This is a genomic window from Kitasatospora sp. NPDC088351 (assembly GCF_040685575.1).
Classification (GTDB): Bacteria; Actinomycetota; Actinomycetes; order Streptomycetales; family Streptomycetaceae; genus Kitasatospora.
This window is the reverse complement of record NZ_JBFBIL010000006.1, coordinates 202,645-225,755: the sequence shown is the minus strand read 5'-3', so window position 1 is coordinate 225,755 and position 23,111 is coordinate 202,645. Positions and strand designations below refer to the sequence as shown.

Genomic DNA, 23,111 nt, shown 5'->3' with positions numbered 1-23,111 from the left:
TGGACTAGACCAACTCCCCCGTCAAGGGGTGATGTTGACGCTTGAGCCGCCGTTAAGGTTCACCCGCCCCGGCCGCACCGCCGCTGACCTGCGGGCATCGGGCGGGGCCGTCAGGACGCCGGGCTCTCCGCGCCCTCGACGTCGGCGAGCAGTTTGCGCAGGAGCCCGTCCAGGGCGGCCCGTTCCTCGTCCGAGAGGGCGGAGAGCAGCGCGGTCTCGTTGGCCGCGTGGTCGGTGAAGGCGGCGTCCACGAGGGCGCGGCCGGCCGCGGTGAGGGCGATGCGGACGCTGCGCCGGTCCGCCGGGTCGGTGCGGCGTTCCACCAGGCCCGCCGATTCCAGCCGGTCGATCCGGCTGGTCATGCCGGCCCGCGACATCAGCAGCAGCGCGGCGAGTTCGGAGGGCATCAGTTCGTACGGGGCGCCGGAGCGGCGCAGGGTGGCGAGGACGTCGAACTCGCCGCGCTGGAGACCGTGTTGCTTGAACACCTCTTCGACCGCCCGGCCCGCGAGCAGCGCGAAGCGGCCGAGGCGGCCGACGGTGCCGACCGCCGCCAGGTCGAGGTCCGGGCGCTCCCGGCTCCACTGGTCGAGCATGACGTCCACGTGATCCATAGGGGCATATTATTCGATGGGAGATAGTTAGACGTAGTACTATCAGCCAGGGAACTATCGGAGCGCTCACTGTGGGGAGAGGCCAATGACGTTGATCGGACCGGAAGCCGTGGTGGTGCGGGGCGACGAAGCCGAGACCGTCGGAATGCTCGGCGGCAAGGGGCGGCTGCTGGCGGACTCCAGCGCCACCGGCGGCGCCCTGAGCACCCTGCGCGTCACGCTGGGACGCGGAAAGGACGGCGCCACTCCGCACTACCACGGGGGTTCCTCGGAGCTGTTCTTCGTCGTCGACGGCTCGGCCCAGGTGCTGGTCGGGAACGAGGTGGTCACCGCCCGGAGCGGCGACCTCGTGGTGGTGCCGCCCCATCTGCCGCACGCCTTCGCGGCGGCGCCGGACTCCGGGGCGGACCTGCTGATCGTGATCACCCCCGGGGTGGAGCGCTTCGACTACTTCCGCCTGCTGGAGCGCATCCGCGCGGGCGAGGCGACGGTCGAGGAGCTGCTCGCCAAGCAGGACCTCTTCGACAACCACTTCCTGGAGTCGCCGAGTTGGCGCGACGCCCGGGAGGAAGCCGCCCGGTCCGAGCCGTAGACCGCCCGGCACCGGGCCCGGCCCGACAACAGGGGAGGAACCCCGTGACCGACACCCGCACCATCACCAACCCGCCCGGCCTGCACGACCCGACGCCGTTCGGCTACAGCCACGCCGCCTCCGCGCCCGGCGAACCGGTGTTCATCGGCGGCCAGTACGCCTCCGACGCCACCGGCCAGGTCGTGCCCGGCGACTTCGCCGCCCAGGTGGAGCTCGCCCTCGCCAACCTGCGCACCGCGCTCGCCGGGGTCGGCCTCGGCTTCGAGCACATCGTCCGGCTCGGCTCGTACATCGTCGACCACGACCTGGAGAAGCTGGCCGTCCTCGGCAGGGCCCTGGCCGGGGCCTGGGGCGACCGGCTGCCCGCGCAGACGCTCAGCGGGGTCGCCTCGCTCGCCCTGCCGGGGATGCTCTTCGAGATCGACGCGGTCGCGGTCCGGCCGGCGGCGGGCTGACCCGCCCGCGCGAAGGGGTCCCACCGGTCGGTGGGACCCCTTCGCCGTGCCGCCCTGGTCGGCCCGGCGTCGTTCGAGTCGGCGCAGACCGCTCACATGGCCCGGGTCGCCGCGCGCAGCCGTCGTTCCACGGCGCCGGGGTCGTCGCTGAGGAACAGCACCCGCAGGGACGGGCCCACGTCGGTGGCGGCCGTGTCGAGGACCTGGAGCAGGATCGTCAGCTCGCGGACCGGCTCATCGACGAGGACGGCCTCGGCGCCGCTCACCAGGATCAGCAGCCCGGCCGGGTCCGACTGCCGGGGCGGGTAGCGGGTGTCGGCGAGGCATTCCTCGAAGGCGTCCCAGTTGTGGCCGAAGTAGGCCGGGAACGCCAGGGCTTTGGCCCACTCGTTGAACAACTCCGGTTTGGTCCGGCAGAGTTCGCCGCGCACGCGGTGCGAGTGGACGGCGCCGCTGGTGCACGGGTCCGCCAGGCCGGCCCACGGACGGCCCGGCAGGAGGTCCCACCGGGCGGCCGCGAGCAGGTCCAGCGGGGTCGGGTCGGTCATGCGGTGGCGCCCGTACGATCGCGGAGGGCGGTGGTGGCGGTCAGCATCCGCCCGCGATCTCACGGAAGTTGTCGTAGTGGTCGTCGGTGTACCAGACCTGCCGGGTGTCCTCGTCGCGGATGATCCGCTCGGCGTCGCGGTGGGTGGTCGGGGTGGGACGCGGGTTGACATCGTACTCGTGGTACTGGCCACCGGCCGGGAGGTCGCCGCTGCGGTTGCCGTACGGGTTGCCGCCGCGGATGTACTCGGGGCCGGGGATCCGGTAGTCCACCGGCCTGGCGGTGGTGGGCCAGTCGAGGTCGCGCCAGATGGCGCAGGCGCGGCCGACCTGCGCCGGGAGGTCCTCCACCGACAGCGGCGGGTAGATGGCGTCGGCGGGTGCGAGGACTGGGGCGACAGCGGGCGCGGCCGAGGCGGGCAGCGCGGCCGCCGCCGGGAGGGCGGCGAGGGCGAGGGAGAGCACCAGCGCTGCCTTGGCCAGTCGGCCGGCCCGGACGGGGAACGTGGTCATACGGGGGTACCTGCCTTGGGATGGAGGTGGGTTGAGGCCGAGAGAAGGAGTACCGCGCGGGGGTGAAAGCCGGTGGGCGACCACGCCGCGCTCAACGGGCTACCACCCGACCGGGTGATGGGCGGGACACCGGTGACTTCGGCCTGCCACTCCGGGAGACCTCGCTCCCCGGGGGCCGGGGCAGGGTGACGCCTCGCCTTCGGAACGGGGGGGCGGGCGGGATCACCGGAGGCGACCGTCCGGCTGCGGGGAACAGCGGTGCCCCTCGTGGGAGCGTCGGAGACCTGGCGGTTTCCAGACGAATGAGTCCGAAGTCAGGGCTTCAGCGGCGGTCGCCGAGACTGGCGACCACGGCGTCCAGTCGACCCATGGTGTGGGCCACGCCGAGCCCGTCCATGTAGTCGCGGACATGGACGATCCGGCCGTTGCGGACCCGGAGCACCAGGAGGCCGGGAATGCTGAAGGTCTGGCCGGTGGTGGCCACGGTCCCGGTGACGACCTGCTCGACGGTGATCACCTCGGGGTCGGTGCTCTCGTGCACGGCGACTTCGCGGATCTCCCTCGGCTGCGCCGGGCTCGCGCCCCAGGCCGCCCGGTAGCCCGCGCGGACCTCTTCGCTCCCCTGGTAGCGCGCGGGCATGCCGGGGGACAGGAACGGGAACTCGTGGACGGCGTCGACCGCGTACAGATCGGCCAGGTCGTCCGCGGACTTGTCCAGCATCGCCCGCTGGTAGCGGGCCAGGATCTCACGAGGGCCGGGGCTGGTGGAGGTTGTGTCCGGCATGGCGGTCGGGCTCCGTTCGGTCAACGCGCGGCCGGGCTCATACGAGCGACAGGCCGGGACTTCGGGCGTACGGACGTGGCGAAGGCCTCCAAGATCCGGTTGTGACGCCCGACTTGGAGACCCTCTTGACCCCACTTTATGTGAAGGCCGGCGACGGGACCGGAGGAACTCGACGGATGGGACGACCACCCCGGCCCAGCGACTCCGAACTCATCCGCCCGGCGGTGGCACAGCCCCTGCCCGGCTACTGACTCCGCGTCTCCTGCCGGCAGGAGGTGATGAACCGCAGCAGGTGTTCATTGACCAGGTCGGGGCGGTCCAGGTTGAGTCCGTGGCCGGCCCGTTGCACGATCTCGGCCCGGACTCCCGGGATCAGCGCGGTGACCCTCTTGAGGGCCTGGCGCGGCCGGAGGAGGGCGCTGCGGCTGCCCAGCAGGACGAGGGTGGGCAGCTCGATGGAGCTCAGCTCCGCGTCGGTGAACGGCCTGGCTGCGGGGCGGGTGTTCGGCTTGTAGGTCCGCATGCCCAGCATCAGGGGGGCGATCATCTCGGGCGGTGAGCCGAGTGCGGGGTTGGCGAGCAGGCGCCCCAGCGCGGGGCGGAAGCGCCGTGGGGCGAGCATTCCGAACAGGCCCCCGATCATGTGCGCGTAGAACCGGGCGGGGACCTTCTCGATGCCGCCCGGGTCCAGCGGTGCGATCGAGGCGAGGCGCTCGGGTGCGTGGACGGCCTGGTTGAGGGCCAGCCACCCACCGTAGGACAAGCCGACCAGGTGGATCTTTTCCAGTCCGAGGCCGGCGAAGACCTCGCCGAGCCAGGCGGCGTTCTCCCTGGATCCCGTTGCGACGGCGCGCTGAACGCTGCGGCCGGGGTCGTCCAGCGTGTCGATCGCGTAGACCGGGTGGTGCTCGCCCAGGGCGGCGATCTGCGGGTACCAGTTGGACGCGTGTCCGGCGTGGCCGTGCAGCAGCACGATCGGTTCGCCGGCCCCGGGCCCGTAGTGGTGGACGTGGACGGTGCCGTAGGCGGTTTCGACATCGAGTTCCCGGCGGGGGCGCGGCCACAGTTCCATCGCCCGGTCGTATGCCTCAAGGAACTTCGTCCGGGCTTCCGCGCTGACGAAGTGTCCGACGCCTGTCCTGGTCATGATCCCTCCCGGTGCACGAAACAACAGGGCTTGATGGTATGTTTGTACCATAAAAATATTCGAAGGAGGTCCGGTGCCGAAGCTGGTGGATCACGAGGAGCGGCGAGCCCACATCATCGACGCCCTGCTCCGCACGGCGGCGGACACCGGGCTGCATGCCGTCACCATGCGGTCCGTCGCGATCGAGGCGGGCGTCTCGGTGCGGCTCGTGCAGTACTACTTCGACACCAAGGAACAACTCCTGCTCGCCGCGATGACCCGCCTGGCCGTGCGCATGGGCGAGCGGGTCCGCGACCGGGTGAGGACGGCCGGGCCCTCGCCGGCTCCGCGCGACATCGTCGAGGCGGTCCTGCTCGAAGCCGTACCGACCGACGAGGAGAGCCGGACCTTCCACCTCGTCCACACCGAGTACGCGGTGCTCTCCGTCACCGACCCCGCACTCGCCGGCCGGTCGTTCCTCGCGGCGCCCAACGAGATGGAGGACTTCCTGGCCGGCCGACTGACCGCCGCCCGACAGGCCGGCGACACCGATCCGCGCCTGGACGCCCGCCAGGAGGCCGTCGTCCTCATGGCGGCCTCGGCCGGCCTCGGCCTCAGCGTCCTGCTCGGGCAGCGGACGGCGGACGACGCGACCGCCGTCCTGCACTACCACCTCGGTCGGCTCTTCCCCGGTTCACAGGCCTCCGACGACCGTGGCACAACAGCCATGTGAATCGAAGCGATCTGCGGCTGCGCCGCGTGGGCGCGAGTGACCAGAAGCGATGCCGTAGGCCGGCAGCCGGGCCGGAAGACCCCGGCTGCCCGCCCGTTCGGACGGTGGGTCAGACCATGGCGAGCCGGCCCACCAGCAGCTCCACCCTCCGCTCGGCATCCGCCGGCGGCAGCCGTCCCGCCCGGGTCAGGGTGGCCAGCCCGTGCAGGGCCGCCCAGAACACCTCGGTGAACAGTGCCGGGTGGACGCCGTCCCCGGCGACCTCGCCGAGGCTTTCCAGCAGGGCGGCGAAGGCGTCCTTCAGCGGCTCCGGGGTGTCCTCGTGTGCGAACGCCAGGCCGCCGTCGAGCTGGAACATGGCGTCGTAGACCGCCGGGTTGCGCTCGGCGAAGTCGAGGTACGTGCGGGCGAGGGCGGTGACCCGGGTGCGAGGGCCGTCCGCGGCGGAGGTCGTGGCCCGCAGCGCCGCGGCCATCTCGGCGGCGCCCTCGAGGGCGACGGCGCCGATGATCTCGCGCTTGCCGCGGAAATGGCTGTAGAGGACGGGCTGGCTGTATTCGATGCGCTCGGCGAGCCGGCGGGTGGTGACCGCGTCCCAGCCCTGCTGCTCGGCGAGTTCGCGGGCCGTCGCCACGATGAGGCGTTCGCGCTCCGCCCGTTCGCGCTGCTTGCGTTCCTGTACCGACATGGCTCGATCCTAGCATCGCTAGACAAGCAAGCGGCAGCAGTACTAGCGTTGCCTCATCAGCTAGCAACACTAGATGTCAGGAGGGGTCATCATGCTCAACGCACTCGGGGTGTTCACCATCGTGGTCGTCGGCCTGATGGTGGGGGTGGAGTTCTCTGTCGCCTTCGTCATCAACCCGATCCTCAACGCACTCCCCGGTGACAGTGGCCAACTCGGCCGCGCCCACGGGGCCCGGATGCTCGGCGCCGTGATGCCGGTCTGGTACATCGGCTCGCTCGTCCTCGTCGCGGTCTGGGCCATCGCCGGATGGCACCACCACGGCACCGGCCTCGTCGTCACCGCCGCCGCGCTGCTGATCCTCAGCGTGATCATGTCGCTCCTGCTGCTCGTCCCGATCAACAACCGGGGCAAGACGTGGACCCCCGAGAACCGGCCCGAGGACTGGAAGGAGCAGACGAACCGCTGGAACCGCTTCCACTACGTCCGCGTTGCCGTCATCATCGCCGCCTTCGCCCTGCTGGCCGCCGCCCTCGTCTGAGCCCGCGGGCCAAGACCGCGCAGGTGGTGGCACTCCTCTACTCCGCGGGCGGTGGCCGACGATTCGCACGGATCCACACCGCCCGCGGAACCCAGGACCCCCTCTGCCGGAGGTTCTGCCCCTATCGAGATCGCGACTTCCGCGAAAAGCCAGGTCGTTCGAGAACCCCGGGCGACGCCTACGGAGTTGTCGAGGACGCCGACAGCGCCGACACCTTCATCCCGCCCGGCGAGGAACTGGAACCACAGACGCAAGCGTGACCGAGCGCTGTCGCCTTTCGCCTTCACGGCCCGTCACGTGGGTGCCGACTACCGTGATGCAGGGCCTCGGGCTCCATGTCGCTTTCTCCGCTGTCGCGTCATGACGATGGCAGTCCTGACGCCCTGGCTCACTCCGTCACGGGCAGGCACTCGGCGAGCAGGTCGACGACGTCGCGCCAGGCCCGTTGCGCGTGCCGCGGGTGGTGGCCGACGCCGGGGAGCACGGTCTGGTCGACCGGCGGGTGGTGGAAGGCGTGCAAGGCTCCGCCGTAGACCACGAGGCGCCAGTCGACGCCCGCGGCCTGCATCTCGGCGGCGAAGGCGTCCCGTTGCCCGGCGGGCATGATCGGGTCCTCCGATCCGACCCCGGCCCACACGGGGCAACGGATGCGCGCCGCCTCGCCCGGTCGGCCCGTGGTCAGTGCGTTGACCGTCCCGATCGCCCGCAGGTCGACGCCGTCGCGCCCGAGTTCCAGCGCGATGGCGCCCCCGGTGCCGTAGCCGATGGCGGCGATCCGGTCGGGGTCGGTCCGCGGTTCGGCACGCAGCACGTCGAGTGCCGCGTGGCCGATGCCCCGCATCCGGTCGGGGTCGGCGAGCAGCGGGGTCACGTGCGCCAGCATCTCCTGCGGGTCGGTGAACCAGCGCCCGCCGTTGATGTCGAAGGCCAGTGCCACGTAGCCCAGTTCGGCGAGGGCGTCGGCCCGGCGGCGCTGGAAGTCGTTCAGGCCCGGCCCCTCGGGCCCGATCAGGACTGCGGGCCGGCGATCGGCACCGGCGGGGAGCGCGAGGTGCCCGATCATCGTCAGGCCGTCGGCCGGGTATTCGACCGTGTGTGTGGTGACCGTCGTCATGAGACCGGACTGTAGTGATGGTCGGGCCCGGTCGGGCCGGTCTTCGCCGTCGGCGGAACAACACGGGTGTGGGCCCGTGGGTGGGCGCGGTGGAAGGCCCTGGTTCCGGCGGAGAGCACACGGGCGAGGTCATCGTCCGCACCTCCCCGGCGAAGCGCGCCAAGTTCCTCCAGGGCGTCGAGGCCGGCGAGTTCGACCACCACGCCGACCCCGACGCCTGACCCGCACCACCACGAGCACCACGTCATGAGCCGATCCACCCGGCTCCACCACGGCCGTCGAGGCCGGGCGGACGACCGGCGGGCCCCTCGTGGGGCGAGGGGCCCGCTCGACCGGGTGGATCAGACGGGTATGCCGCGGGTGGTGGCTCGGGTCGCGGGCTTGGGGTCGTCGGTGGCCGCCTCCTCGACGTCGTGGACCTTGAGGGCGGTGATGACGCCGAGGACGACGGTGAGGATGGCGAGGGCGAGGAGGACCGCGAAGGCGGTGGCGACGAGGAAGTCGGCGGTGCCGGGCCTCATCGGCGGATTCCGAGGACGCGGGTGCCGAGGTGGGCGGCGAGGCCGTGAAGGAGCTCTTCGGCCTGGTCGCGGGTGAGCGGGAAGGCGAGCTGTTCGCCGGGGCCCGCGTGGACGTCGAGGTCAACGGCCAGGCGGAGCTGGACGGTGGCGTCGGGGACGTGTTCGACGGTGAGGTAGGGGACGGTGGTGCGCTCGACGTGCACCGCCTGGGTGGAGGCGAGGGGGATCACGACTCCCACGGGTCACCGCCCCGCCCGGCGTCGAGGAGGAGGTTCAGGAGGTTGAGGAGAGTGGTGGAGGGCGCGGTGCCGAAGTTGACGAGGACCCGGCCGTCCATGGTCCGGTCCGTGCTGGCGGACGGGAAGATGATGCCGAACTTGCGTCCGCGCTCGTGGACTTCGGCGATCAGGCTGGTGATCTGGGCCTCGGTGTAGACGCGGGTGCGCGGGTCGGTGGGCTTGATCGGGTGGCGGCCGCGGTTGTCGTTCACGCGGCGGCGTCCAGCTCGAACCAGACGATTTTGCCGTTCTTGCGGGGCGTGGTGCCGAAGCGGTGGGTGAGCTCGCGGACCAGGTGCAGGCCCCGGCCGGACTGCGCGTACGGGTCGGTCGGCTCGCGCGGCTCGGGCAGCACGGGGTTGTCGTCGCTGACGCAGACGCGCAGGCTGCGGCCTTCGAGGAGGAGGATGACGACGGTCGGCGCGGGGCTCCCGCCGTGCTTCCACGCGTTGAAGTACAGCTCGTGGAGGGCGAGTTCGGCGTCGTAGATGGCGTCGTCCGGCCATCCGGCGAGGGACATCGCGTCACTCAGCTCCGCGCGGGCAGCGGACCAGTCGGGCGGCTCGGGCAGGTTGAAGGCACGCATGGGAGACCTCCGTGGGGGTTTGGGATGAGTGCGCGTCGGCGGGCTCGTCGCCGTGAGCCAGGCCAGGGCGTGACTGGTTGAGGCCACGTGTGGCTGCTCTGCGGTGCCTGGGCAGCAGGTACCTACTGCCCTTGAAGCAGGCATTACTGACGGCCCATCGGGTGCCGACGGAGACTGACGCTATAGCAAGAGTCCCGCATGTGAGACCTAGACGGCCAAACATCACTCTCAAGTGGGGATCAGGAGACTCTCAGTGGACCAAGACACATACCGCGCGGCACACTTGCCCCACATCACGTAAGGACGAACCAATGCCGCCACGCCGACACCCAACGCTGAGGCAACGCCGACTCGGCGCCGAGCTGCGCAAGATCCGCGAGGCTGCGGCACTCAGCGGTCCCCAGCTCGCCAGAATCCTTGACATCGATGTGAGCCAGATCAGCCAGATGGAGAACGGCAAGGCTGGCGTCAGCCGCCAACGAATCCGGGCAATCGCCGGAGCTTGCAAGTGCCTCAACGATCCACTCATTAGCACGCTGGGCAACATGACACAGGATCGAACGAAGGGTTGGTGGGAGGATTATCGCGGCCTACTCCCGAGCTCCTTCCTAGAATCCGCAGAGCACGAAGACTTCGCCGCCGGGTCGATCAGGGTGTGGGTCGCGGCGTTCATGCCAGGACTTCTGCAAACCAGCGATTATTCGAAGGCGATTTTCAGCCGAAGCATCCTGAACCTCACAGTTCACGAGATCGGCCTGCACACCGCGTTTCGAACTCAGCGCAGGAACATCCTCACGCGGAACCCCCAGAAGAAACTGGAGGCCTACCTTCACGAGTCATGCCTCCTTACACGCTTCGGCGGCACTCAAGTGCTCCGACAGCAGCTGGCGTGCTTGATCGAGGACTCCCATCGGGAGAACATCAGCATTCGCGTGGTTCCGTTCAGGGCTCACACCTACCCAGGCGCCATCGAGAACCTTACCTATACCACCGGCGAGGTTTCCGAACTTGATACGGTCGAGCTGGATTCCTCGCAAGGTCCCATCTTCTTCGATGCGCGGAACGATATTGACAGCTATCGCGCCATCTTCCAACGCATCGAGAAGGCGGCGCTCACTGAAGAGGAATCACGCGAGCTGATCAACGAGACGGCTCAGAACCTGAAGGACTGAAATGTTCAACACTGACTGGCAGAAATCTTCGTTTAGCAGCTCGGCTGGCGAATGCGTGGAGGTGCGGACCACGGACGGGGCAGTCGAGATTCGTGAGTCCGACACGGGCGAGGTCATCGTCCGTACCTCCCCGACGAAGTTCGCCAAGTTCCTCCAGGGCGCCAAGGCCGGCGAGTTCGACCACCACGCCGACTTCAACAGCTAACCCGCGCCCGCCCTGCGGCCCCTCACTCGTCCGAGTGAGGGGCCGCTCCAATTTGCGTCTCACTCTTGATTCGCTACGCACGGTGGCTCTAGCGTTGCAGCGCGCTCAAGTCGTCTGACTCTCCGCGCGCTACGGGCGAGTCTTGCCCTGCCCCACGAGACGCGAAGGGTTAAAAGATGATCAATACCGGCTGGCAAAAGGCTTCCTTCAGCAGCGCTACCGACACCTGCATGGAGGTGCGCACCGTCGACGGCATAGTCGAGATCCGCGAGTCCGACACGGCCGAAGTCATCGTCCGCACCTCCCCGACGAAGTTCGCCAAGTTCCTCCAGGGCATCAAGGCCGACGAGTTCGACCACCACGCCGACCCCAACGCCTGACCCCCACAACGCCCGTGGGCTCCTCACCAGCCGGTGAGGAGCCCACGATCGACCCCACCCCTCCTCGGAAAGGCGCAGCCCCGTCATGTCCGACGCCCCACCCCTCGACATGCTGCTCGCCAACGCCCTGAGCGCCACCCACTACGCCGTCTCCACCGCCTTCACCGCCCACGCCGAACGCCACCACCTCTCCACCCAACTCCCCCCGGCCCCCGACGACTTCGACTGGCCCCAGCTCGAACACTTCATCCACCATCTCGGCTTCGAGGCGGACGAGTCCGACGCCGTCCTCTCCCTCTATCGCCTCCTCACCGCCGTCCAGCGCATCGCCTACCGCGAAGCCGCCGGCCGCAACAGCACCTGGCACCCCACCCGCCTCCACCCCCGCCCCCACTGACACAGGAAGTCGGCCCCTCCGACTTCCCACTTCGTTCAGCTCCGGTAAGGGCCGCTCTACGGCAGCACCTCGTCGGCGCTGCGCGGTTCCGTGCGCTCCTGACGATTGAGCCGGTGACGCACGATGGAGGAGCGGCGGTAGACCTCCTTGCGCGCCCGCATGATGCTGCCGAGGGGCGCGTGTGCGGCCGTCACCCGCCACGGGGTGAAGGAGAGCGCGTCCATCCTCCTGAGGTTGTCCTCGTCCGAGATGTCCTGCTGCGGGAGGCGCAGCCTGGCCACGGTGACGAACGGGGACAGCTGCTCGGGCCACTCGACGGTGACGTCCTCGACCGGCATCCGGTCCAGGCCGGTGCAGAGCTGCACCTGGATGTCGAACGCGTACGGCCGGTCCCGCAGTTCGGAGACGAGAGCCGGCCGGAAGACCTCTGCCGCCGAGGTCAGGTCGAGGGTGCGCTGGACCACGGCGGCGGCGGAGCGGGGGTCGGGGGCGATCCGCACCTTGGCGATGTGGTCACCGTGCCGGACCGCACCCATCGTCCAGTAGGTCGACAGCAGAATGTTCACCAGGGGCCGCTGTGCCACGGTGAGGAAGGCCAGGAACTCGTCCCACGCCCAATCGTCCTGGTCCAGCGTGCCCATGCCGGTCACGAAGTCGTGGTAGAAGCGATGCCGGCCGGGCGGCCCCTCGGCGAAATAGGTGGGCGCTTCGAGGAAGAGCTCCTGGATGAACAGGTAGTGCTCCACGGTGTTGCAGAAGAAGACCGGCGCGTTGATGAGCGCGTAGTCGAAGGTGCGGGTGTCGGGCTCGTCGTCCAGGAGGGTCGGGCCGTCGACGTCGAAGATCTTGAGTGCCAGTCCGGTCGCGCGGCCGAGTCGCGCGTCGGCTCCGGTATGCGGTGAGCCGTTGGAGAAGCGCAGGAGCGCGTCGTGCCGCCCTGGTGTCGCGTAGATGCCCTGTGCGTACTCGGCGGGGACCCCGTCGAGGATCTCGACTTCTCCCCTGACGAGTCCGTACCCCTTGGCGTGGGCGTCACGCACCGCAAGGCCGGTGCCCTCGGCTGTGACCGACTCGGTGATGTACCGCTCCGTCTTCCCGATCACTGTCCGGAGCTTGTCGTCGAAGTCGGGTTCGGCGACCTCGACGTCCGCGGTGTAGGGGATGAACCGTGATGACATGAGTCGACCACTTCTCATCGGCGGCTCCGCCCGTGAGAGCGGCGCCTGACGTTCGGAGCCGGAGCCGTACGACGCACACGGCCGCCGTCGGCCCGCGGGCTCGGCGATTGCCCGCAACCTCTGGTCACCACCAGCGTAGGCACGGCCGGCAGGCTGCCGCGCGGTGAACACGGCCGCCCGGCTCGCCTGTTGTTGATGTCGCGCGGCCTGCCGAGGCGGTCGATGATGTCTGTGGAGGGGTTCTCCACCCGCCCGGCGCGCGTCCGGGTAGCTCACGGAGGAGTTTGGCGGGGGCGGCTCGGCCGAGCCCGGCCGGTCGGTTCATCCCTGATCGCCGCCCGGAGGACGCCATGGGCAAAGTTCTCGGTGATGTGCTGGGCCTGGCGGCCGGTGTCGCGATCAGCCCGCTCCCGATCATCGCCGTCATCCTGGTGCTGGTCACGCCACGAGGACGGCTCAACGGACCGCTGTTCACCATCGGCTGGATCGTGGGGCTCTCCGCGGTGGGCGCGGTGATGCTGGCGATCGGCGGGTCGGGCGGTGCCTCCACCGGGCACCAGCAGCCGGCGGCCTGGGTGGGCGGCCTCAAGACCGGGCTGGGACTGCTGCTTGTGCTGTTCGGTGTGCGGCAGTGGCGTCGGCGCCCCACCGCCGCCATGGAGGCGCAGCTTCCGAAGTGGATGGCGGCGATCGACCGCTTCACACCGATCAAGATCACCGGTCTCGGGCTGGCCCTGTCGGCGGCCAATGTCAAAAACGCCTCGCTGACCATCGCCGCAGCATCCTCGATCAGCGCGGCCGGGCTGCCCGTCGGGCAGCAGGTCGCATCGCTGGCGGTCTTCGTGGTCATCGGATCCCTCGGACTTCTGGCCCCACTCGCGGTCCTGCTGTTCGCGGGCGAGCGGGCGACGAGCGTGCTCAGCAGCTGGAAGGACTGGACCGCCCGGCACAACGCCGCCGTGATGGCGGCCCTGTTCTTCGTCCTCGGGGCGAAACTGCTCGGCGACGGCATCAGCATCCTCGTCTCCTGACCGCGCGGACGGCCGGTGACGGGAATTCCCACTTCCGGCGAATAGACCCCTCACTGGTTGCGGTTGCACGGTCGTTGGGACGGTCATACGTTGGCGAGGCACGAGGATTCGGACTCCGGGAACAGGCGCGAATAAGGAGGGACACCGATGGCTGCGACAGAGACAAGCCAGCCGGAGCGGCCGGGCCTGAAGGATGGGGTGTGCAGCGAATTCACCGTCTATACCAAGATCAAGCCGGGCCACGCGGATGCGCTGCGCGAGACGCTCGCCGGTATCAGGAACGCGTCCGAGGCGAATCGAGCGGCGCTGCAACAGATCGGCACATTGCACGACGCGCGGCACGTGATATTCGACAACGACACACGGTTCATGTTCGCCAGCGTCTTCGACGGGTCCTGGGACACCTACATCGACGACTTCGCCACGACGGTCGTCGGGAATAACTTCGACAAGGTCTTTTCGCACTCGGAAGGATTCCCCGGCGTTGCCGACCCCAAGGCGAAGGAGTGGTTTGTCGCCCACCAGGCGCCTGCGCTCGCCTTCATCAGTTCCTACCCCGAACTCACCGTCAAGCAGATCTGGAAGAATCAACGCGTGAGCGAGGCGTTCCAGGAAGTGCTCGACACCCCCGAGTTCCGGGCGGCGCTCGACAATCCGGCCAACGCGGCACTGCTGGCCACACCGGCCTTCCAGAAGCTGCTCGACGAAGCCGCGGGCTGAGGCCTGCGAACAGCTCACGCCCTCCGCGGCCCGGCGCCCCGAAACAAATGCCGTGCTGGTGTCTCCCAGCCAGGCTATTACCCATGAAGACCTACCAGGGAGACACCGCAATCATGGACTCGGCGACAAGCAACAGCGTGCCCGGTGTGAGTCTCGATATCGACGACATCCAGAGTGGAGCGCTCCATCCCCGGCCGGCGCCGTACGTGGGCAGGTTCTTCTTCCTGCGCGTCGACGACCGCCATGCCGGGCGTGCCCTGCTGCGGTGGCTGCTCCCGGCGATCGGTGGTGGACTCCCCGGTGCCGACCCGAATCAAGACGCCTGGGTCGCCGTGGCCTTCACCTACCAGGGACTACGAGCCCTCGGGGTGCCCCAGGACTCCCTCGACAGCTTTCCCCTCGCGTTCCAGCAGGGCATGGCGGCGCGCGCGGACGTGATCGGCGACACCGGCGAAAGTGATCCGGCCCATTGGGAGCCACCGTTCGGAAGCCCCGATGTTCATATCGTGCTGAGTGCGCTCTCACCCGATGGGGCACGTCTGGAGAACGCGCTGAAGCGAGCCCTCGCCGCCCAGAAGGAGCTGCCCGGTGTCGAGGTGATCTGGCAGCACGAGGTCCACCAGCTCCCCACCGGGCGCACCAACTTCGGCTTTCGCGACGGAATCAGCTATCCCAGCATCGAGGGAAGCGGTATCCCCGGCTCCAATCCCCGGGAAACCCCCGTCAAGGCCGGCGAGTTCATCCTCGGCTATCCCGATGAGACCGGCAATCTGCCGCCCATGCCGCGGCCGGAGGTCCTGGGGCGCAACGGAACCTACCTCGCCCTCCGCAAGCTCCACACCAAAGTGGCCGCCTGGCGCCAGTACTTGCGCGCGAACACCTCCAGCCCCGAGGAGGAGACGCTCCTGGGGGCGAAGATGATCGGGCGCTGGCCGAGCGGGGCGCCGCTGACCCTCTCCCCGGAGCACGATGACGCGGCCCTGGGCGCGGATCCGCGCCGCAACAATGATTTCCTCTACCGGAAAGACGACGACCGCGGCTTCAAGTGCCCTGCCAGTGCGCATATCCGGCGCGTGAACCCGCGCGACTCCACCATTGTCGGGGAGGCCCGGCTGCACCGCATCATCCGCCGCGGCACCAGCTACGGCCCGCCGCTGCCGGAGGGCGTGCTCGAAGACGACGGCGCCGACCGGGGCCTCATCGGGGTCTTCATCTGCGCCCACCTGGACCGGCAGTTCGAGTTCATCAAGTCCGAGTGGGTCAACGACGGCAACTTCATCGGGTACCCGGGCGAAAAGGACCCGGTGGCCGGCCATCACGACGGGACGGGCAGCGTCACCATCCCGGAGCGGCCCATCCGGCGCCGCCTGCGGAACCTGCCGAGCTTCGTCGTCACCCGGGGCGGCGAGTACTGCTTCCTGCCGGGTCTGCGCGCCCTGCGCTGGCTCGCCGAGCTCGAGAACTGAGCGCCCTGACCGATCAGCTCTTCCGCCCCCGGACAGCCGGCCCACTCGGGCAGCGAAGCCCGTCACGTCGGCCCCGTACGGGGCCGTGATCACCGACCTGCCGTGGCGATCTTGTCGTGGCCATCGTGTCAACAGGTCGAGCAGGCCGGTCGCGGAACGGAAGACGGTAACTCCAAGGGTCTAGGAACTCGGGGTCCGTCTCTGTTTCTTTTGGTGTGTGGACCGCCCGAGGGCCGAAGTGGGCGGGACAGCCCGGCGGTCAGGGCCGCCGCGGTGCCGTTGTCCCTGAACCGCCGTCTCGGCCCCGCCCCGCTTGACCGGGTTCGGTTTCGTCGGACGCTCCGGGGATCCGACAACGGTGCAGCGCGCCGACAACGAAGCGAACCCAGTCCAGTTCCTCGGACTCCCCCGGCCCCTGCTGCGTGACGAGGTGCAACCGCCCCCAGACTCCCGCCCGGCTCCACTGGTTGAAGCGCCGGTAGACCGTCTGCCAGTGCGGGCCGAAGACCGGGGGCAGCTCCCGCCACGTGCAGTTCGCCGTGACCACGAAGACGATCCCGGCCAGCACTTCACGGTCCCCGGCCCTGCGTCGGCCGCCGCCCTGCGGCCGGGCCACCTCCACCGGAGGTACTACCTTCACGAACGATTCCCACAGCTCATCGGGGACCAGGCGTGCAACGAGACTCACCACGCCCTGCTCAAACGACTCGAAGAGCCATAAGAAACGGCACTCGCCGAGCAGCTTCCGAGGCCATGAATAGTGTGATCTTCGAGCGGACTGAGTCATGCCCTTCGGTCTGCCGCAAAGTTCTGACCCCCACGGACACAAGAGGATGGCAGCAATGTCCGAAATCATCAATGTGCTGATCGCGTTCAATGCCGATGACATCATCAAGGACTACCCGAACCCGTCTCAGAAGTCGTCCGACCCGACGCCGATCGACGAGGCCGACAAGTACGTCTACATGATGGTCAAGACGAAGAACGTCTATTCCGGCCAGACCGGCGCCAAGCTGGACATCAGCGCAGAGGTGGGCGACCTGATCCGGTGGCGCGAGACGACCTACTCGTTCGACTCCGAGTACAGCGTCCTGCTCTACCAGTACGAAGGTGACAGCAAGCTCCTCAGCAAGCCCGAACCCACGTCGACCGAGGCCAACCTTCCCTTCCCGACCCCGACCCCGCAGGACTCGGCCCACTTCGACCCCCAGACGGTGACGGGTCACTACTGGTACGCCAACGTGAAAGCCAGCGGCGAGGGCAACTACCACTTCTACTTCCAGCTCATCGACAAGAAGGGGAAGCCGGTGGGTTACTTCACCTGGGACCCCTACCTCCACATCGAGAAGTGAGCCCTCCGCCCGGCCCGGCCGGCTCGTCCGGCCGGGCCGGGCGGCCTACCGGAGCCGTCGGTCCGCCCGCAGAAAACCGGCGCCCAAGAACGTGAGCGTGGAATGCCAGCGAAAGCAGGAGGATCCGTGGAGCCAAAAAAAATTATCGACATTCTCGCCATGTTCGACACTCGTGCGATCCTCGATACGAATGAGGAACATTCCCGCGATGCCGAATATCCGACGAGAGTGGCCCCCGGGTACGTCCACACGGTGAGCCCTGGGGTCGAATTCACCCGCCTCTCCGAAGGAGAGCTCTACATCGGCGTACCGCCCGGCAGTTTTGCCAGGTGGCGTGAGACCGCACTTCCGTTCGACGAAGAATACAGCGCCCTGATGTACCGATGCATCGGCGACAGCGAACTTGTCGACGGGTTCGACCCTCTGGTGTACCTGGTTCGCCAGCCGCACCCGCAAAGCGGCGACGGGGAGAACGGAGAATTCGACACAGATATCGTGAAAGGCCATGCCTGGGGAATGCGGGTCGCCGGGATCGGCAGCGGTGACTTCGAGTTCCACTTCCAGGTCGTCAAAGGCCGGGAAGAAGTGGTCGGCTACTTCTCCTGGCCGGTGAACATCACGTTCATGGGGACCCCTGCCCCGGCCTGATCGGGAGGTGACCACGGTCGCACGCCGGGCAGGGACGCCCTGCGGACGGGCACACCCCCTTGTGGCACATCGGACGGAGCTCCGGAACAGAGCCGTGACAAATGGCTGACAGCCTTTCAATCGCCACCGTCCGGCCAGACTTCAGGGGATGACCAGCATGTCCTTCCGCCTCCGCGGCGCCCGCTCCGCAGCCCTCACGCTCACCGCCGCCTGCGTCCTGACCCTGGCCGCCTGCGGGCCCGACAACTCCCCCTCGGACACCGGCGTGACAACGGCCGCGGCGGCCGGCGCCGGCAGCGCCCCCGCCGGGGCGGCGCCGGACACCGGCACCCCCGCCCCGAGTGCCGGCACCGGCAAGCCCGCCACACCGAGCGGGACGAAGAAGCCGTCCGCCGCCCCCACCACGGCGGCCTCCGACAAGGCCGGCAACGGGACCGCACCGGCGTGCACCACCGCCATGGTCAAGCTCACCGCGAAGACCATGGCCCGGCCGATCAACCACTTCATGCTCGAAGTCACCAACACCTCAAGCACCAGCTGCGACCTGTACGGCTACCCCGTGATCCGCTTCAGCGAGGACCAGCAGGCCGTCTCCCCGGTGAACGAGGAGAGCAAGCCGCAGTCCCTCGTCCGCCTCCAGCCCGGCGCCACCGGCTACGCGAGCATCCAGACCTCCAGCGCCGCCTCCGCCAACAAGGGGGAGTCCGTCACCTCCTTCGGCGTCCACCTCCAGGGCGCCGACCCCGACGCCGGCACCTCCGGCGCCCCCGCCAAGGTCGCCGCCCCCGGCGGGAAGCTCACCGTCGACTTCGAGAACGTCCGCCTCGGGTACTGGCAGAACGACGCCGCCACGGCCGTCGCGACCAGCTGACCTCTACGGCTGCGCCCGGGTCGCCCCCGGGGCGGGGAGCGCGACGTCGGCCCGGCGCGGGTCGGGCTCGTAGGGGATCACGTCGGCCGTTTCGACCGACCAGCGCAGGACGGCCTCGCGCAGGCGGGCCTCGGTACCGGCGTGCTGCGGGCGGCCGGCGAGGTTGGTGCGCTCGTGCGGATCGGTGGCGCGGTGGTAGAGCTCGGGCTGCTCGTACAGGCGCCAGACGTAGGTCCACTCCTGGTCCCGTACCGCGATCGCCTTGCCGACCAGCGCCGGGTCCTCGTGCTGCAGTGCGGCCTTCCGGTCGTAGGGGAACGGCGCCTGCTCCAGCTGCGGTTCCTCCTCGACGGTGAAACCGCCCTCGGTGAAGGCGTACTGGCGGTGCGGCGCCGCCGAATCGTGCAGCAGCGGTACCAGGCTGCGCCCGAAGTGACGGTGCGGGGCCTGCACTCCGGCCAGTTCGAGGACGGTGGGCAGGATGTCCACCAGCTCCACCATCCCGTCGCAGACCTGGCCCTCGCCGAGGCCGAGGCCGGGGCCGCTGATGACCAGCGGGTCCCGGGTGATGCAGTCGTGCATCGCGGACGGGAACTTCTCGATCAGGCCGTAGTCGCCCAAGTACTCGCCATGGTCGGCGAAGAAGAGCGTGACGGTGCGGTCGGCGGCGCCGGCCCGCTCGACGGCGGACATCACCCGGCCGAGGTGGTGGTCGAGGCGCGAGACCATGCCGTAGTACGTGGCGGTCACCTCCCGCCACTGCTCCGGTTCCACCCGGTCGAGCCCGTAGCTCTCACGGATCGCCCGCATGTAACGGGGCTCGCCGGCCGGGTCGCCCGGCGGCACCGGGTCGGGGACGGCGTCGCGGCCGTACTGGGAGAACCAGGGATCCTGCGCCTGGAACGGGCAGTGCGGCGCGACCAGCGGGAGGAAGAGCACCCAGGGCCGGGCGGGCGGCTCCCGCAGCCACTCCTCGGCGGTGCACACCGCCGCCTCGTCGAAGTCGGTGCCGTCGTCGTCGGGCAGCCGGCCCTTGTAGAACAGCCGGGACCAGATGCCGTCGGGGTAGGGGCGGCGGTAGTCGGAGGTCGGCGGGGCGGCGAAGCCGTACTCGTGGACGCTCTCCTCGGCCACCCCGGGTGCGAAGGTGTCGCCGCGCGCACCGGCGAAGGCGAGGTGGTAGCCGGCGTCCTTGAGGATGCGCAGCAGGTTGGGCTCGTGCGGCTTGAGCAGGTGGGTGAGGGTGCGGTGGCCGGCCGTGTGCGGGTACCAGCCGGTGAGCAGGGAGGCCCGGCTCGGGGAGCAGACCGGGTGCTGGACGTAGGCGTTGTCGAAGCGGGTGCCGCGGGCGGCGAGCGCGTCCAGGTGCGGGGTGCGGACGAGGGGGTTGCCGAAGGTGCCGAGGGCGTCGGCGCGCAGCTGGTCCGGCATGAAGATCACGAAGTTCGGGCGCTGGTCCATGGGCCGTTCCTTGGTGCTGGGGTGGTCGGCGTTGACACGTGTCACCGCCGGAGTGCACCGCCAAGGTGACACGTGTCAACGACACCGGCAAAGCCCCTCAGCCAGCTTTCACCTGGTGTTTTCCGGCATCCACGCCCGTTCACCAACTGTTCGGGTGACACGTGCCGCAGCATCGGTTAGGGTGCGCGCATGACCGCGTACGACACCGCCGACCACGAAAACCCCCGGGGCGGACGGCGGCCCACCAGCGCGGACGTGGCCCGGCTCGCCGGCGTCTCCCGGGCCACGGTCTCGTACGTCCTCAACGGCCGCTCCGAGCGCCCGATCGGGGAGCAGGCCCGCCTGCGCGTCCTGGCGGCCGTACGGGAACTCGGCTACACCCCCCACAGCACCGCGCGCACGCTCCGCTCCGGCCGCAGCGATCTGGTGCTGGCCCCGATGCCCCGGCTGCCCATGGGGCCGACCCGGCACCGGTACTTCGAGGCGCTCAGCCAGGAACTCTCCCGGCGCGGCCTGAACCTCCTGCTCCACGGCGACCGGAGGGCCGAAGGCGTGGACGGCGCCAGGGCCTGGGCCCAGCTGCGCCCGGCCGCCGTCGTCGCGGACGCGGACCGCTGCCCGCCCGAGGCCGCCGCGTTCCTGCGCCGCGCCGGAGTGGACGCCGTCCTGCTGACCGGCCCGCGCGCACTGCCGTACGCGCCGACGCTGGTGGTGGCCGGCGCCGCCGTCGCCGAGCTGGCCACCCGTCACCTGATCGACAGCGGCCGCCGCCGCCTCGCCTGCCTCGTGCCCGGGGGCGACATCGCCGCCGTCGGCCGCGCCCGCTTCGAGGCCGTCACCGCGGCCGCCGGAGCCGCGGGCGTGCCGGTCCAGCGGGTCGACTGCGAGCTGGACGACGGAGCCCTCGCCGCCGCGGCGGCCGCCTGGCGCGATCCGGCCCTGCGCCCGGACGCCGTCTACGCGTACAACGACGAGTTCGCCCTGGTGCTGATCCAGGAACTCAGGGACGCCGGGCTCGACGTCCCCGGCGACATCGCCGTGGTCGGCTCGGGCAACCTGCCGCTCGGCGCGGCGCTCCGGCCCGCACTGACCACGACGTACTACGACCCCACCGACACCGCCGCCGCCGTCGCCACCGCGATCGAGCACCTGCTGCAGGGCTCGGGCGGCCCGTCGGTCACCGGCCCCCGCCCCCGCCTCCTGGTCCGCGCGTCCGGCTGACCGCCCGACCGCGCGGCCGGGCGCACGGGGCGGCTCCCGCCGCGTTGCCGATCACGGGGGCGCACGGGCGTCACCGCCCACCGGTGCGCCGCACAAGAAACCCGGAATCGCCGTGTCCGCCGCACGCCAACGGGTATGGATCGGCCACCAGAACGGTTCGGACCCGAACCTGCCGATCCGACCCCTCGGGGTGAACGCATCAACACACCGGCACACCCACGACCAGCGGATTCGCCCACCAGCCCGGTTCCACCGCCTACCCTGCACACCACCCGCGGGGGCCGCACCGAACCGGTGAGGGCCCCACGGGAGACCCCGCCCCTCCTCGGAAAGGCGCAGCCCGTCGTGTCAGACACCCCAGCCCCGCCCCTCGACCTGCTGCTCACCAACGCGCTAGCCGCCACCCGCTACGCCGTGGCCACCGCCTTCACCGCGCACACCGACCGCCATCTCCTCCCCGCCCTGCTCCCCCCGGCCCCCGACGACTTCGACTGGCCCCAGCTCGAAGCCTTCATCCACGAACTCGGCTACGAGGCCGACGAGTCCGATGCCGTCCTCTCCCTCTACCGCCTCCTCACCGCCGTCCAGCGCATCGCCTACCGCGAGGCCGCCGGCCGCAACAGCACCTGGCACGCCACCCGCGTCCACCCTGCCCGGCCGTCCGGCCCGGACCCGGCTTCCGTCTCCTGAGAGGCTTGGGCCATGTCCGAGAAGCGTTCACAGACCACGACACTGGCAGAGATGATGGCCGCCCTGCCGCCGGCCCGGGACTCGTACGGCAGGGGCATCCCGTCCCCCGCCGGTCGTGAGGAGTTCGTCGACGACACCGGTCAGCGGTGGCGGAAGGTCCGCGGCCCGCTCCAGCGGAATCTCGCCAAGCGTCTGGCACTTCAGGCCGACGAGATGATCATCGGAGAGGGCGGTGGAGGGCACTTCCGCCATGTGCCTTCCACCGGCCGGGCCACGACCTGGCACGCGATCAAGAACCTGCTCGGTGCCACCTGTACGCCGAGCTACCGCCCGTACGAGTTCGCCTCCGGGGACGGCCGGACGCTCCTCTACGTCGAGGAGAGCTGCTGAGCCCGCCCGCCCCGGCCGGCCGCCCGCGATCCGGCCTCAGCCGGTGGCCGCGCACGTCTCGGGCTTCTCCTCCTGCAGGTAGTGATGCTTGATGAGGTTCTCGGGGCTGAACTTCTCGCCCGCGTCCTTCAGCTCCTTCGGCGTCAAGGCCGGGTCCAGCCACTGCTGGACGCCGTTGCCCGGCTGGGCGTACGCCGCCGCGATGTGCCCCTCCTGGACGCTGAACGGATTCAGCACCGAGAAGCAGTGGTACCCGCTCGTCGGCTTCTGGTCGACCTCGTAGTCGAGGCTCTGCGGTGTCAGCGACCGCTGCGCGAAGGAGGTCCCCGCGTCGGCCAGGAACCCGCCGGAGTTCTCACCGAAGCGATCGAGCAGCTTGCCCGTGGGGAGCGAGACCACGGTCTCGTCGAACTTGTCTCCGTCGTCCCTGAAGCCGTTGTTGGCCGGGTACTTCCAGTTCAGGCCCTCCCGGTACCACTTCAGGAAGTCGTCGGGCGTCAACCCCCCGAAACGCCGGTAGTCCTTGAGCAGCGCCGCGACCGGCTGCCCGGCGGGCAGGGTCGCGGGGCCCAACTCCTTGAAACCGCAGTAGTACTTCTTGAGATCGTCCGGCGTCGGCCGGTCGGCCTCCCTCGGGCAGTCCTGGGGTGCCGGGTCGACCATGGCCGTCGCGGCCGCGCTCTCGGTGGCGGCCGCCCCGGTGACCAGCAGGGCGGCCGCCAGGGAACAGGCGGCCAGGGCGTTGCGTCGCATCTACTGCGTCCTCTCGACGGGGAGTTGACGACGCGACAGGACGGTTGTGCGGCAGCCGCGTCGGCACGGAAGCTACACGCCGCCGACG

Annotated in this window: 33 protein-coding genes; 18 read left to right on the top strand and 15 right to left on the bottom strand. The window is 69.8% G+C overall.

Annotated elements, in window-relative coordinates; all coding sequences use genetic code 11:
- Window positions 1–110 precede the first annotated feature (110 nt).
- Complete coding sequence (locus tag AB0P06_RS07440) at window positions 111–614, bottom strand: MarR family transcriptional regulator (protein ID WP_363605790.1); 504 nt, start codon at window positions 612–614, stop codon at window positions 111–113.
- Between the two features lie 85 nt (window positions 615–699).
- On the opposite strand from AB0P06_RS07440, the gene AB0P06_RS07435 reads away from it, so the two are divergent.
- Both AB0P06_RS07435 and AB0P06_RS07430 read left to right on the top strand, forming a co-directional pair.
- Window positions 700–1,206, top strand: a complete 507-nt coding sequence (locus AB0P06_RS07435) for a cupin domain-containing protein (protein ID WP_063352400.1) — start codon at window positions 700–702, stop codon at window positions 1,204–1,206.
- A gap of 44 nt (window positions 1,207–1,250) precedes the next feature.
- Window positions 1,251–1,661: a RidA family protein gene (locus AB0P06_RS07430; RefSeq protein ID WP_363605789.1), complete on the top strand. Its 411-nt coding sequence runs from the start codon at window positions 1,251–1,253 to the stop codon at window positions 1,659–1,661.
- A 92-nt stretch (window positions 1,662–1,753) separates the two neighbouring features.
- On the opposite strand, the gene AB0P06_RS07425 is transcribed toward AB0P06_RS07430, so the two are convergent.
- The 4 genes from AB0P06_RS07425 to AB0P06_RS07410 form a co-directional block, all read right to left on the bottom strand.
- Window positions 1,754–2,209, bottom strand: a complete 456-nt coding sequence (locus AB0P06_RS07425) for a barstar family protein (RefSeq protein WP_363605787.1) — start codon at window positions 2,207–2,209, stop codon at window positions 1,754–1,756.
- A 40-nt stretch (window positions 2,210–2,249) separates the two neighbouring features.
- Window positions 2,250–2,720 (bottom strand): ribonuclease domain-containing protein, encoded by a 471-nt coding sequence (locus AB0P06_RS07420; RefSeq protein ID WP_363605785.1) that lies wholly within the window; start codon window positions 2,718–2,720, stop codon window positions 2,250–2,252.
- 322 nt (window positions 2,721–3,042) lie between these two features.
- Window positions 3,043–3,504 (bottom strand): nuclear transport factor 2 family protein, encoded by a 462-nt coding sequence (locus tag AB0P06_RS07415; protein ID WP_363605783.1) that lies wholly within the window; start codon window positions 3,502–3,504, stop codon window positions 3,043–3,045.
- Window positions 3,505–3,748: 244 nt separating this feature from the next.
- On the bottom strand, window positions 3,749–4,651 hold the full coding sequence (locus AB0P06_RS07410; protein ID WP_363605782.1) for an alpha/beta fold hydrolase: 903 nt from the start codon (window positions 4,649–4,651) through the stop codon (window positions 3,749–3,751).
- 73 nt (window positions 4,652–4,724) lie between these two features.
- Here AB0P06_RS07410 and AB0P06_RS07405 point away from each other — a divergent pair, with 73 nt between their 5' ends.
- The gene (locus AB0P06_RS07405) at window positions 4,725–5,363 is read left to right on the top strand and encodes a TetR/AcrR family transcriptional regulator (RefSeq protein ID WP_363605781.1); all 639 of its coding nucleotides are present in this window, start codon (window positions 4,725–4,727) and stop codon (window positions 5,361–5,363) included.
- A 109-nt stretch (window positions 5,364–5,472) separates the two neighbouring features.
- Here AB0P06_RS07405 and AB0P06_RS07400 read toward each other — a convergent pair whose 3' ends face one another.
- A complete protein-coding gene (locus tag AB0P06_RS07400) occupies window positions 5,473–6,051 on the bottom strand; it encodes a TetR/AcrR family transcriptional regulator (RefSeq protein ID WP_363605779.1) in 579 nt (192 codons plus the stop codon).
- A gap of 91 nt (window positions 6,052–6,142) precedes the next feature.
- Here AB0P06_RS07400 and AB0P06_RS07395 point away from each other — a divergent pair, with 91 nt between their 5' ends.
- Entirely contained in the window at window positions 6,143–6,589 is a 447-nt protein-coding gene (locus AB0P06_RS07395) for a DUF1772 domain-containing protein (RefSeq protein ID WP_363605777.1), read from the top strand.
- Window positions 6,590–6,977: 388 nt separating this feature from the next.
- Here the strand turns inward: AB0P06_RS07395 and AB0P06_RS07390 are convergent, their stop codons facing one another.
- A complete protein-coding gene (locus tag AB0P06_RS07390; RefSeq protein ID WP_363605775.1) occupies window positions 6,978–7,703 on the bottom strand; it encodes a dienelactone hydrolase family protein in 726 nt (241 codons plus the stop codon).
- Window positions 7,704–7,792: 89 nt separating this feature from the next.
- On the opposite strand from AB0P06_RS07390, the gene AB0P06_RS07385 reads away from it, so the two are divergent.
- Complete coding sequence (locus AB0P06_RS07385; protein WP_363605774.1) at window positions 7,793–7,924, top strand: hypothetical protein; 132 nt, start codon at window positions 7,793–7,795, stop codon at window positions 7,922–7,924.
- A 120-nt stretch (window positions 7,925–8,044) separates the two neighbouring features.
- Here AB0P06_RS07385 and AB0P06_RS07380 read toward each other — a convergent pair whose 3' ends face one another.
- Genes AB0P06_RS07380 through AB0P06_RS07365 form a run of 4 tightly spaced genes read right to left on the bottom strand, consistent with a single transcriptional unit; the run spans window position 8,045 to window position 9,088 of the window.
- Window positions 8,045–8,224: a hypothetical protein gene (locus AB0P06_RS07380; RefSeq protein ID WP_363605773.1), complete on the bottom strand. Its 180-nt coding sequence runs from the start codon at window positions 8,222–8,224 to the stop codon at window positions 8,045–8,047.
- Complete coding sequence (locus AB0P06_RS07375; RefSeq protein ID WP_363605771.1) at window positions 8,221–8,463, bottom strand: hypothetical protein; 243 nt, start codon at window positions 8,461–8,463, stop codon at window positions 8,221–8,223. Before AB0P06_RS07375 ends, AB0P06_RS07380 begins: the two co-directional genes overlap by 4 nt.
- Window positions 8,451–8,714 (bottom strand): hypothetical protein, encoded by a 264-nt coding sequence (locus tag AB0P06_RS07370; protein ID WP_363605770.1) that lies wholly within the window; start codon window positions 8,712–8,714, stop codon window positions 8,451–8,453. Before AB0P06_RS07370 ends, AB0P06_RS07375 begins: the two co-directional genes overlap by 13 nt.
- Window positions 8,711–9,088: an ATP-binding protein gene (locus AB0P06_RS07365; RefSeq protein WP_363605769.1), complete on the bottom strand. Its 378-nt coding sequence runs from the start codon at window positions 9,086–9,088 to the stop codon at window positions 8,711–8,713. Before AB0P06_RS07365 ends, AB0P06_RS07370 begins: the two co-directional genes overlap by 4 nt.
- 311 nt (window positions 9,089–9,399) lie before the next feature.
- Here AB0P06_RS07365 and AB0P06_RS07360 point away from each other — a divergent pair, with 311 nt between their 5' ends.
- The 4 genes from AB0P06_RS07360 (at window position 9,400) to AB0P06_RS07345 (ending at window position 11,242) form a co-directional block, all read left to right on the top strand.
- The gene (locus AB0P06_RS07360) at window positions 9,400–10,260 is read left to right on the top strand and encodes a helix-turn-helix transcriptional regulator (protein WP_363605768.1); all 861 of its coding nucleotides are present in this window, start codon (window positions 9,400–9,402) and stop codon (window positions 10,258–10,260) included.
- Between the two features lies 1 nt (window position 10,261).
- Window positions 10,262–10,465: a DUF397 domain-containing protein gene (locus AB0P06_RS07355; protein ID WP_363605767.1), complete on the top strand. Its 204-nt coding sequence runs from the start codon at window positions 10,262–10,264 to the stop codon at window positions 10,463–10,465.
- Between the two features lie 176 nt (window positions 10,466–10,641).
- Window positions 10,642–10,845, top strand: coding sequence for a DUF397 domain-containing protein (locus tag AB0P06_RS07350; protein WP_363605765.1), 204 nt, complete (start codon window positions 10,642–10,644; stop codon window positions 10,843–10,845).
- Between the two features lie 85 nt (window positions 10,846–10,930).
- Window positions 10,931–11,242, top strand: a complete 312-nt coding sequence (locus AB0P06_RS07345; protein ID WP_363605763.1) for a hypothetical protein — start codon at window positions 10,931–10,933, stop codon at window positions 11,240–11,242.
- A 56-nt stretch (window positions 11,243–11,298) separates the two neighbouring features.
- Here AB0P06_RS07345 and AB0P06_RS07340 read toward each other — a convergent pair whose 3' ends face one another.
- Window positions 11,299–12,420: a catalase family protein gene (locus AB0P06_RS07340; RefSeq protein ID WP_363605761.1), complete on the bottom strand. Its 1,122-nt coding sequence runs from the start codon at window positions 12,418–12,420 to the stop codon at window positions 11,299–11,301.
- A gap of 350 nt (window positions 12,421–12,770) precedes the next feature.
- Between AB0P06_RS07340 and AB0P06_RS07335 the strand changes: the two genes are divergently transcribed.
- The 3 genes from AB0P06_RS07335 (at window position 12,771) to AB0P06_RS07325 (ending at window position 15,637) form a co-directional block, all read left to right on the top strand.
- On the top strand, window positions 12,771–13,451 hold the full coding sequence (locus tag AB0P06_RS07335; RefSeq protein ID WP_363605759.1) for a GAP family protein: 681 nt from the start codon (window positions 12,771–12,773) through the stop codon (window positions 13,449–13,451).
- A gap of 147 nt (window positions 13,452–13,598) precedes the next feature.
- Entirely contained in the window at window positions 13,599–14,171 is a 573-nt protein-coding gene (locus AB0P06_RS07330) for a hypothetical protein (protein ID WP_363605757.1), read from the top strand.
- Window positions 14,172–14,254: 83 nt separating this feature from the next.
- The gene (locus AB0P06_RS07325) at window positions 14,255–15,637 is read left to right on the top strand and encodes a Dyp-type peroxidase (RefSeq protein ID WP_363605755.1); all 1,383 of its coding nucleotides are present in this window, start codon (window positions 14,255–14,257) and stop codon (window positions 15,635–15,637) included.
- Window positions 15,638–15,896: 259 nt separating this feature from the next.
- Here AB0P06_RS07325 and AB0P06_RS07320 read toward each other — a convergent pair whose 3' ends face one another.
- On the bottom strand, window positions 15,897–16,424 hold the full coding sequence (locus AB0P06_RS07320) for a transposase (RefSeq protein ID WP_363605753.1): 528 nt from the start codon (window positions 16,422–16,424) through the stop codon (window positions 15,897–15,899).
- Window positions 16,425–16,479: 55 nt separating this feature from the next.
- On the opposite strand from AB0P06_RS07320, the gene AB0P06_RS07315 reads away from it, so the two are divergent.
- The 3 genes from AB0P06_RS07315 (at window position 16,480) to AB0P06_RS07305 (ending at window position 18,508) form a co-directional block, all read left to right on the top strand.
- The gene (locus AB0P06_RS07315) at window positions 16,480–16,989 is read left to right on the top strand and encodes an inclusion body family protein (RefSeq protein ID WP_363605751.1); all 510 of its coding nucleotides are present in this window, start codon (window positions 16,480–16,482) and stop codon (window positions 16,987–16,989) included.
- Window positions 16,990–17,115: 126 nt separating this feature from the next.
- Window positions 17,116–17,637, top strand: a complete 522-nt coding sequence (locus tag AB0P06_RS07310) for an AidA/PixA family protein (RefSeq protein WP_363605749.1) — start codon at window positions 17,116–17,118, stop codon at window positions 17,635–17,637.
- 148 nt (window positions 17,638–17,785) lie between these two features.
- Window positions 17,786–18,508: a DUF4232 domain-containing protein gene (locus AB0P06_RS07305; RefSeq protein ID WP_363605747.1), complete on the top strand. Its 723-nt coding sequence runs from the start codon at window positions 17,786–17,788 to the stop codon at window positions 18,506–18,508.
- Window positions 18,509–18,511: 3 nt separating this feature from the next.
- On the opposite strand, the gene AB0P06_RS07300 is transcribed toward AB0P06_RS07305, so the two are convergent.
- Window positions 18,512–20,014: a sulfatase-like hydrolase/transferase gene (locus AB0P06_RS07300; protein WP_363605745.1), complete on the bottom strand. Its 1,503-nt coding sequence runs from the start codon at window positions 20,012–20,014 to the stop codon at window positions 18,512–18,514.
- 144 nt (window positions 20,015–20,158) lie between these two features.
- On the opposite strand from AB0P06_RS07300, the gene AB0P06_RS07295 reads away from it, so the two are divergent.
- From AB0P06_RS07295 to AB0P06_RS07285, 3 genes are all read left to right on the top strand, one after another.
- Window positions 20,159–21,190 carry a LacI family DNA-binding transcriptional regulator gene (locus tag AB0P06_RS07295; RefSeq protein WP_363605743.1) on the top strand — a complete coding sequence of 344 codons (1,032 nt, stop codon included), beginning with the start codon at window positions 20,159–20,161 and terminating at the stop codon, window positions 21,188–21,190.
- A gap of 345 nt (window positions 21,191–21,535) precedes the next feature.
- Window positions 21,536–21,880, top strand: a complete 345-nt coding sequence (locus tag AB0P06_RS07290; protein ID WP_363605741.1) for a hypothetical protein — start codon at window positions 21,536–21,538, stop codon at window positions 21,878–21,880.
- 12 nt (window positions 21,881–21,892) lie between these two features.
- Window positions 21,893–22,270 (top strand): hypothetical protein, encoded by a 378-nt coding sequence (locus tag AB0P06_RS07285; RefSeq protein WP_363605739.1) that lies wholly within the window; start codon window positions 21,893–21,895, stop codon window positions 22,268–22,270.
- Window positions 22,271–22,306: 36 nt separating this feature from the next.
- Here AB0P06_RS07285 and AB0P06_RS07280 read toward each other — a convergent pair whose 3' ends face one another.
- Window positions 22,307–23,023: a TNT domain-containing protein gene (locus tag AB0P06_RS07280; protein WP_363605737.1), complete on the bottom strand. Its 717-nt coding sequence runs from the start codon at window positions 23,021–23,023 to the stop codon at window positions 22,307–22,309.
- Window positions 23,024–23,111 lie beyond the last annotated feature (88 nt).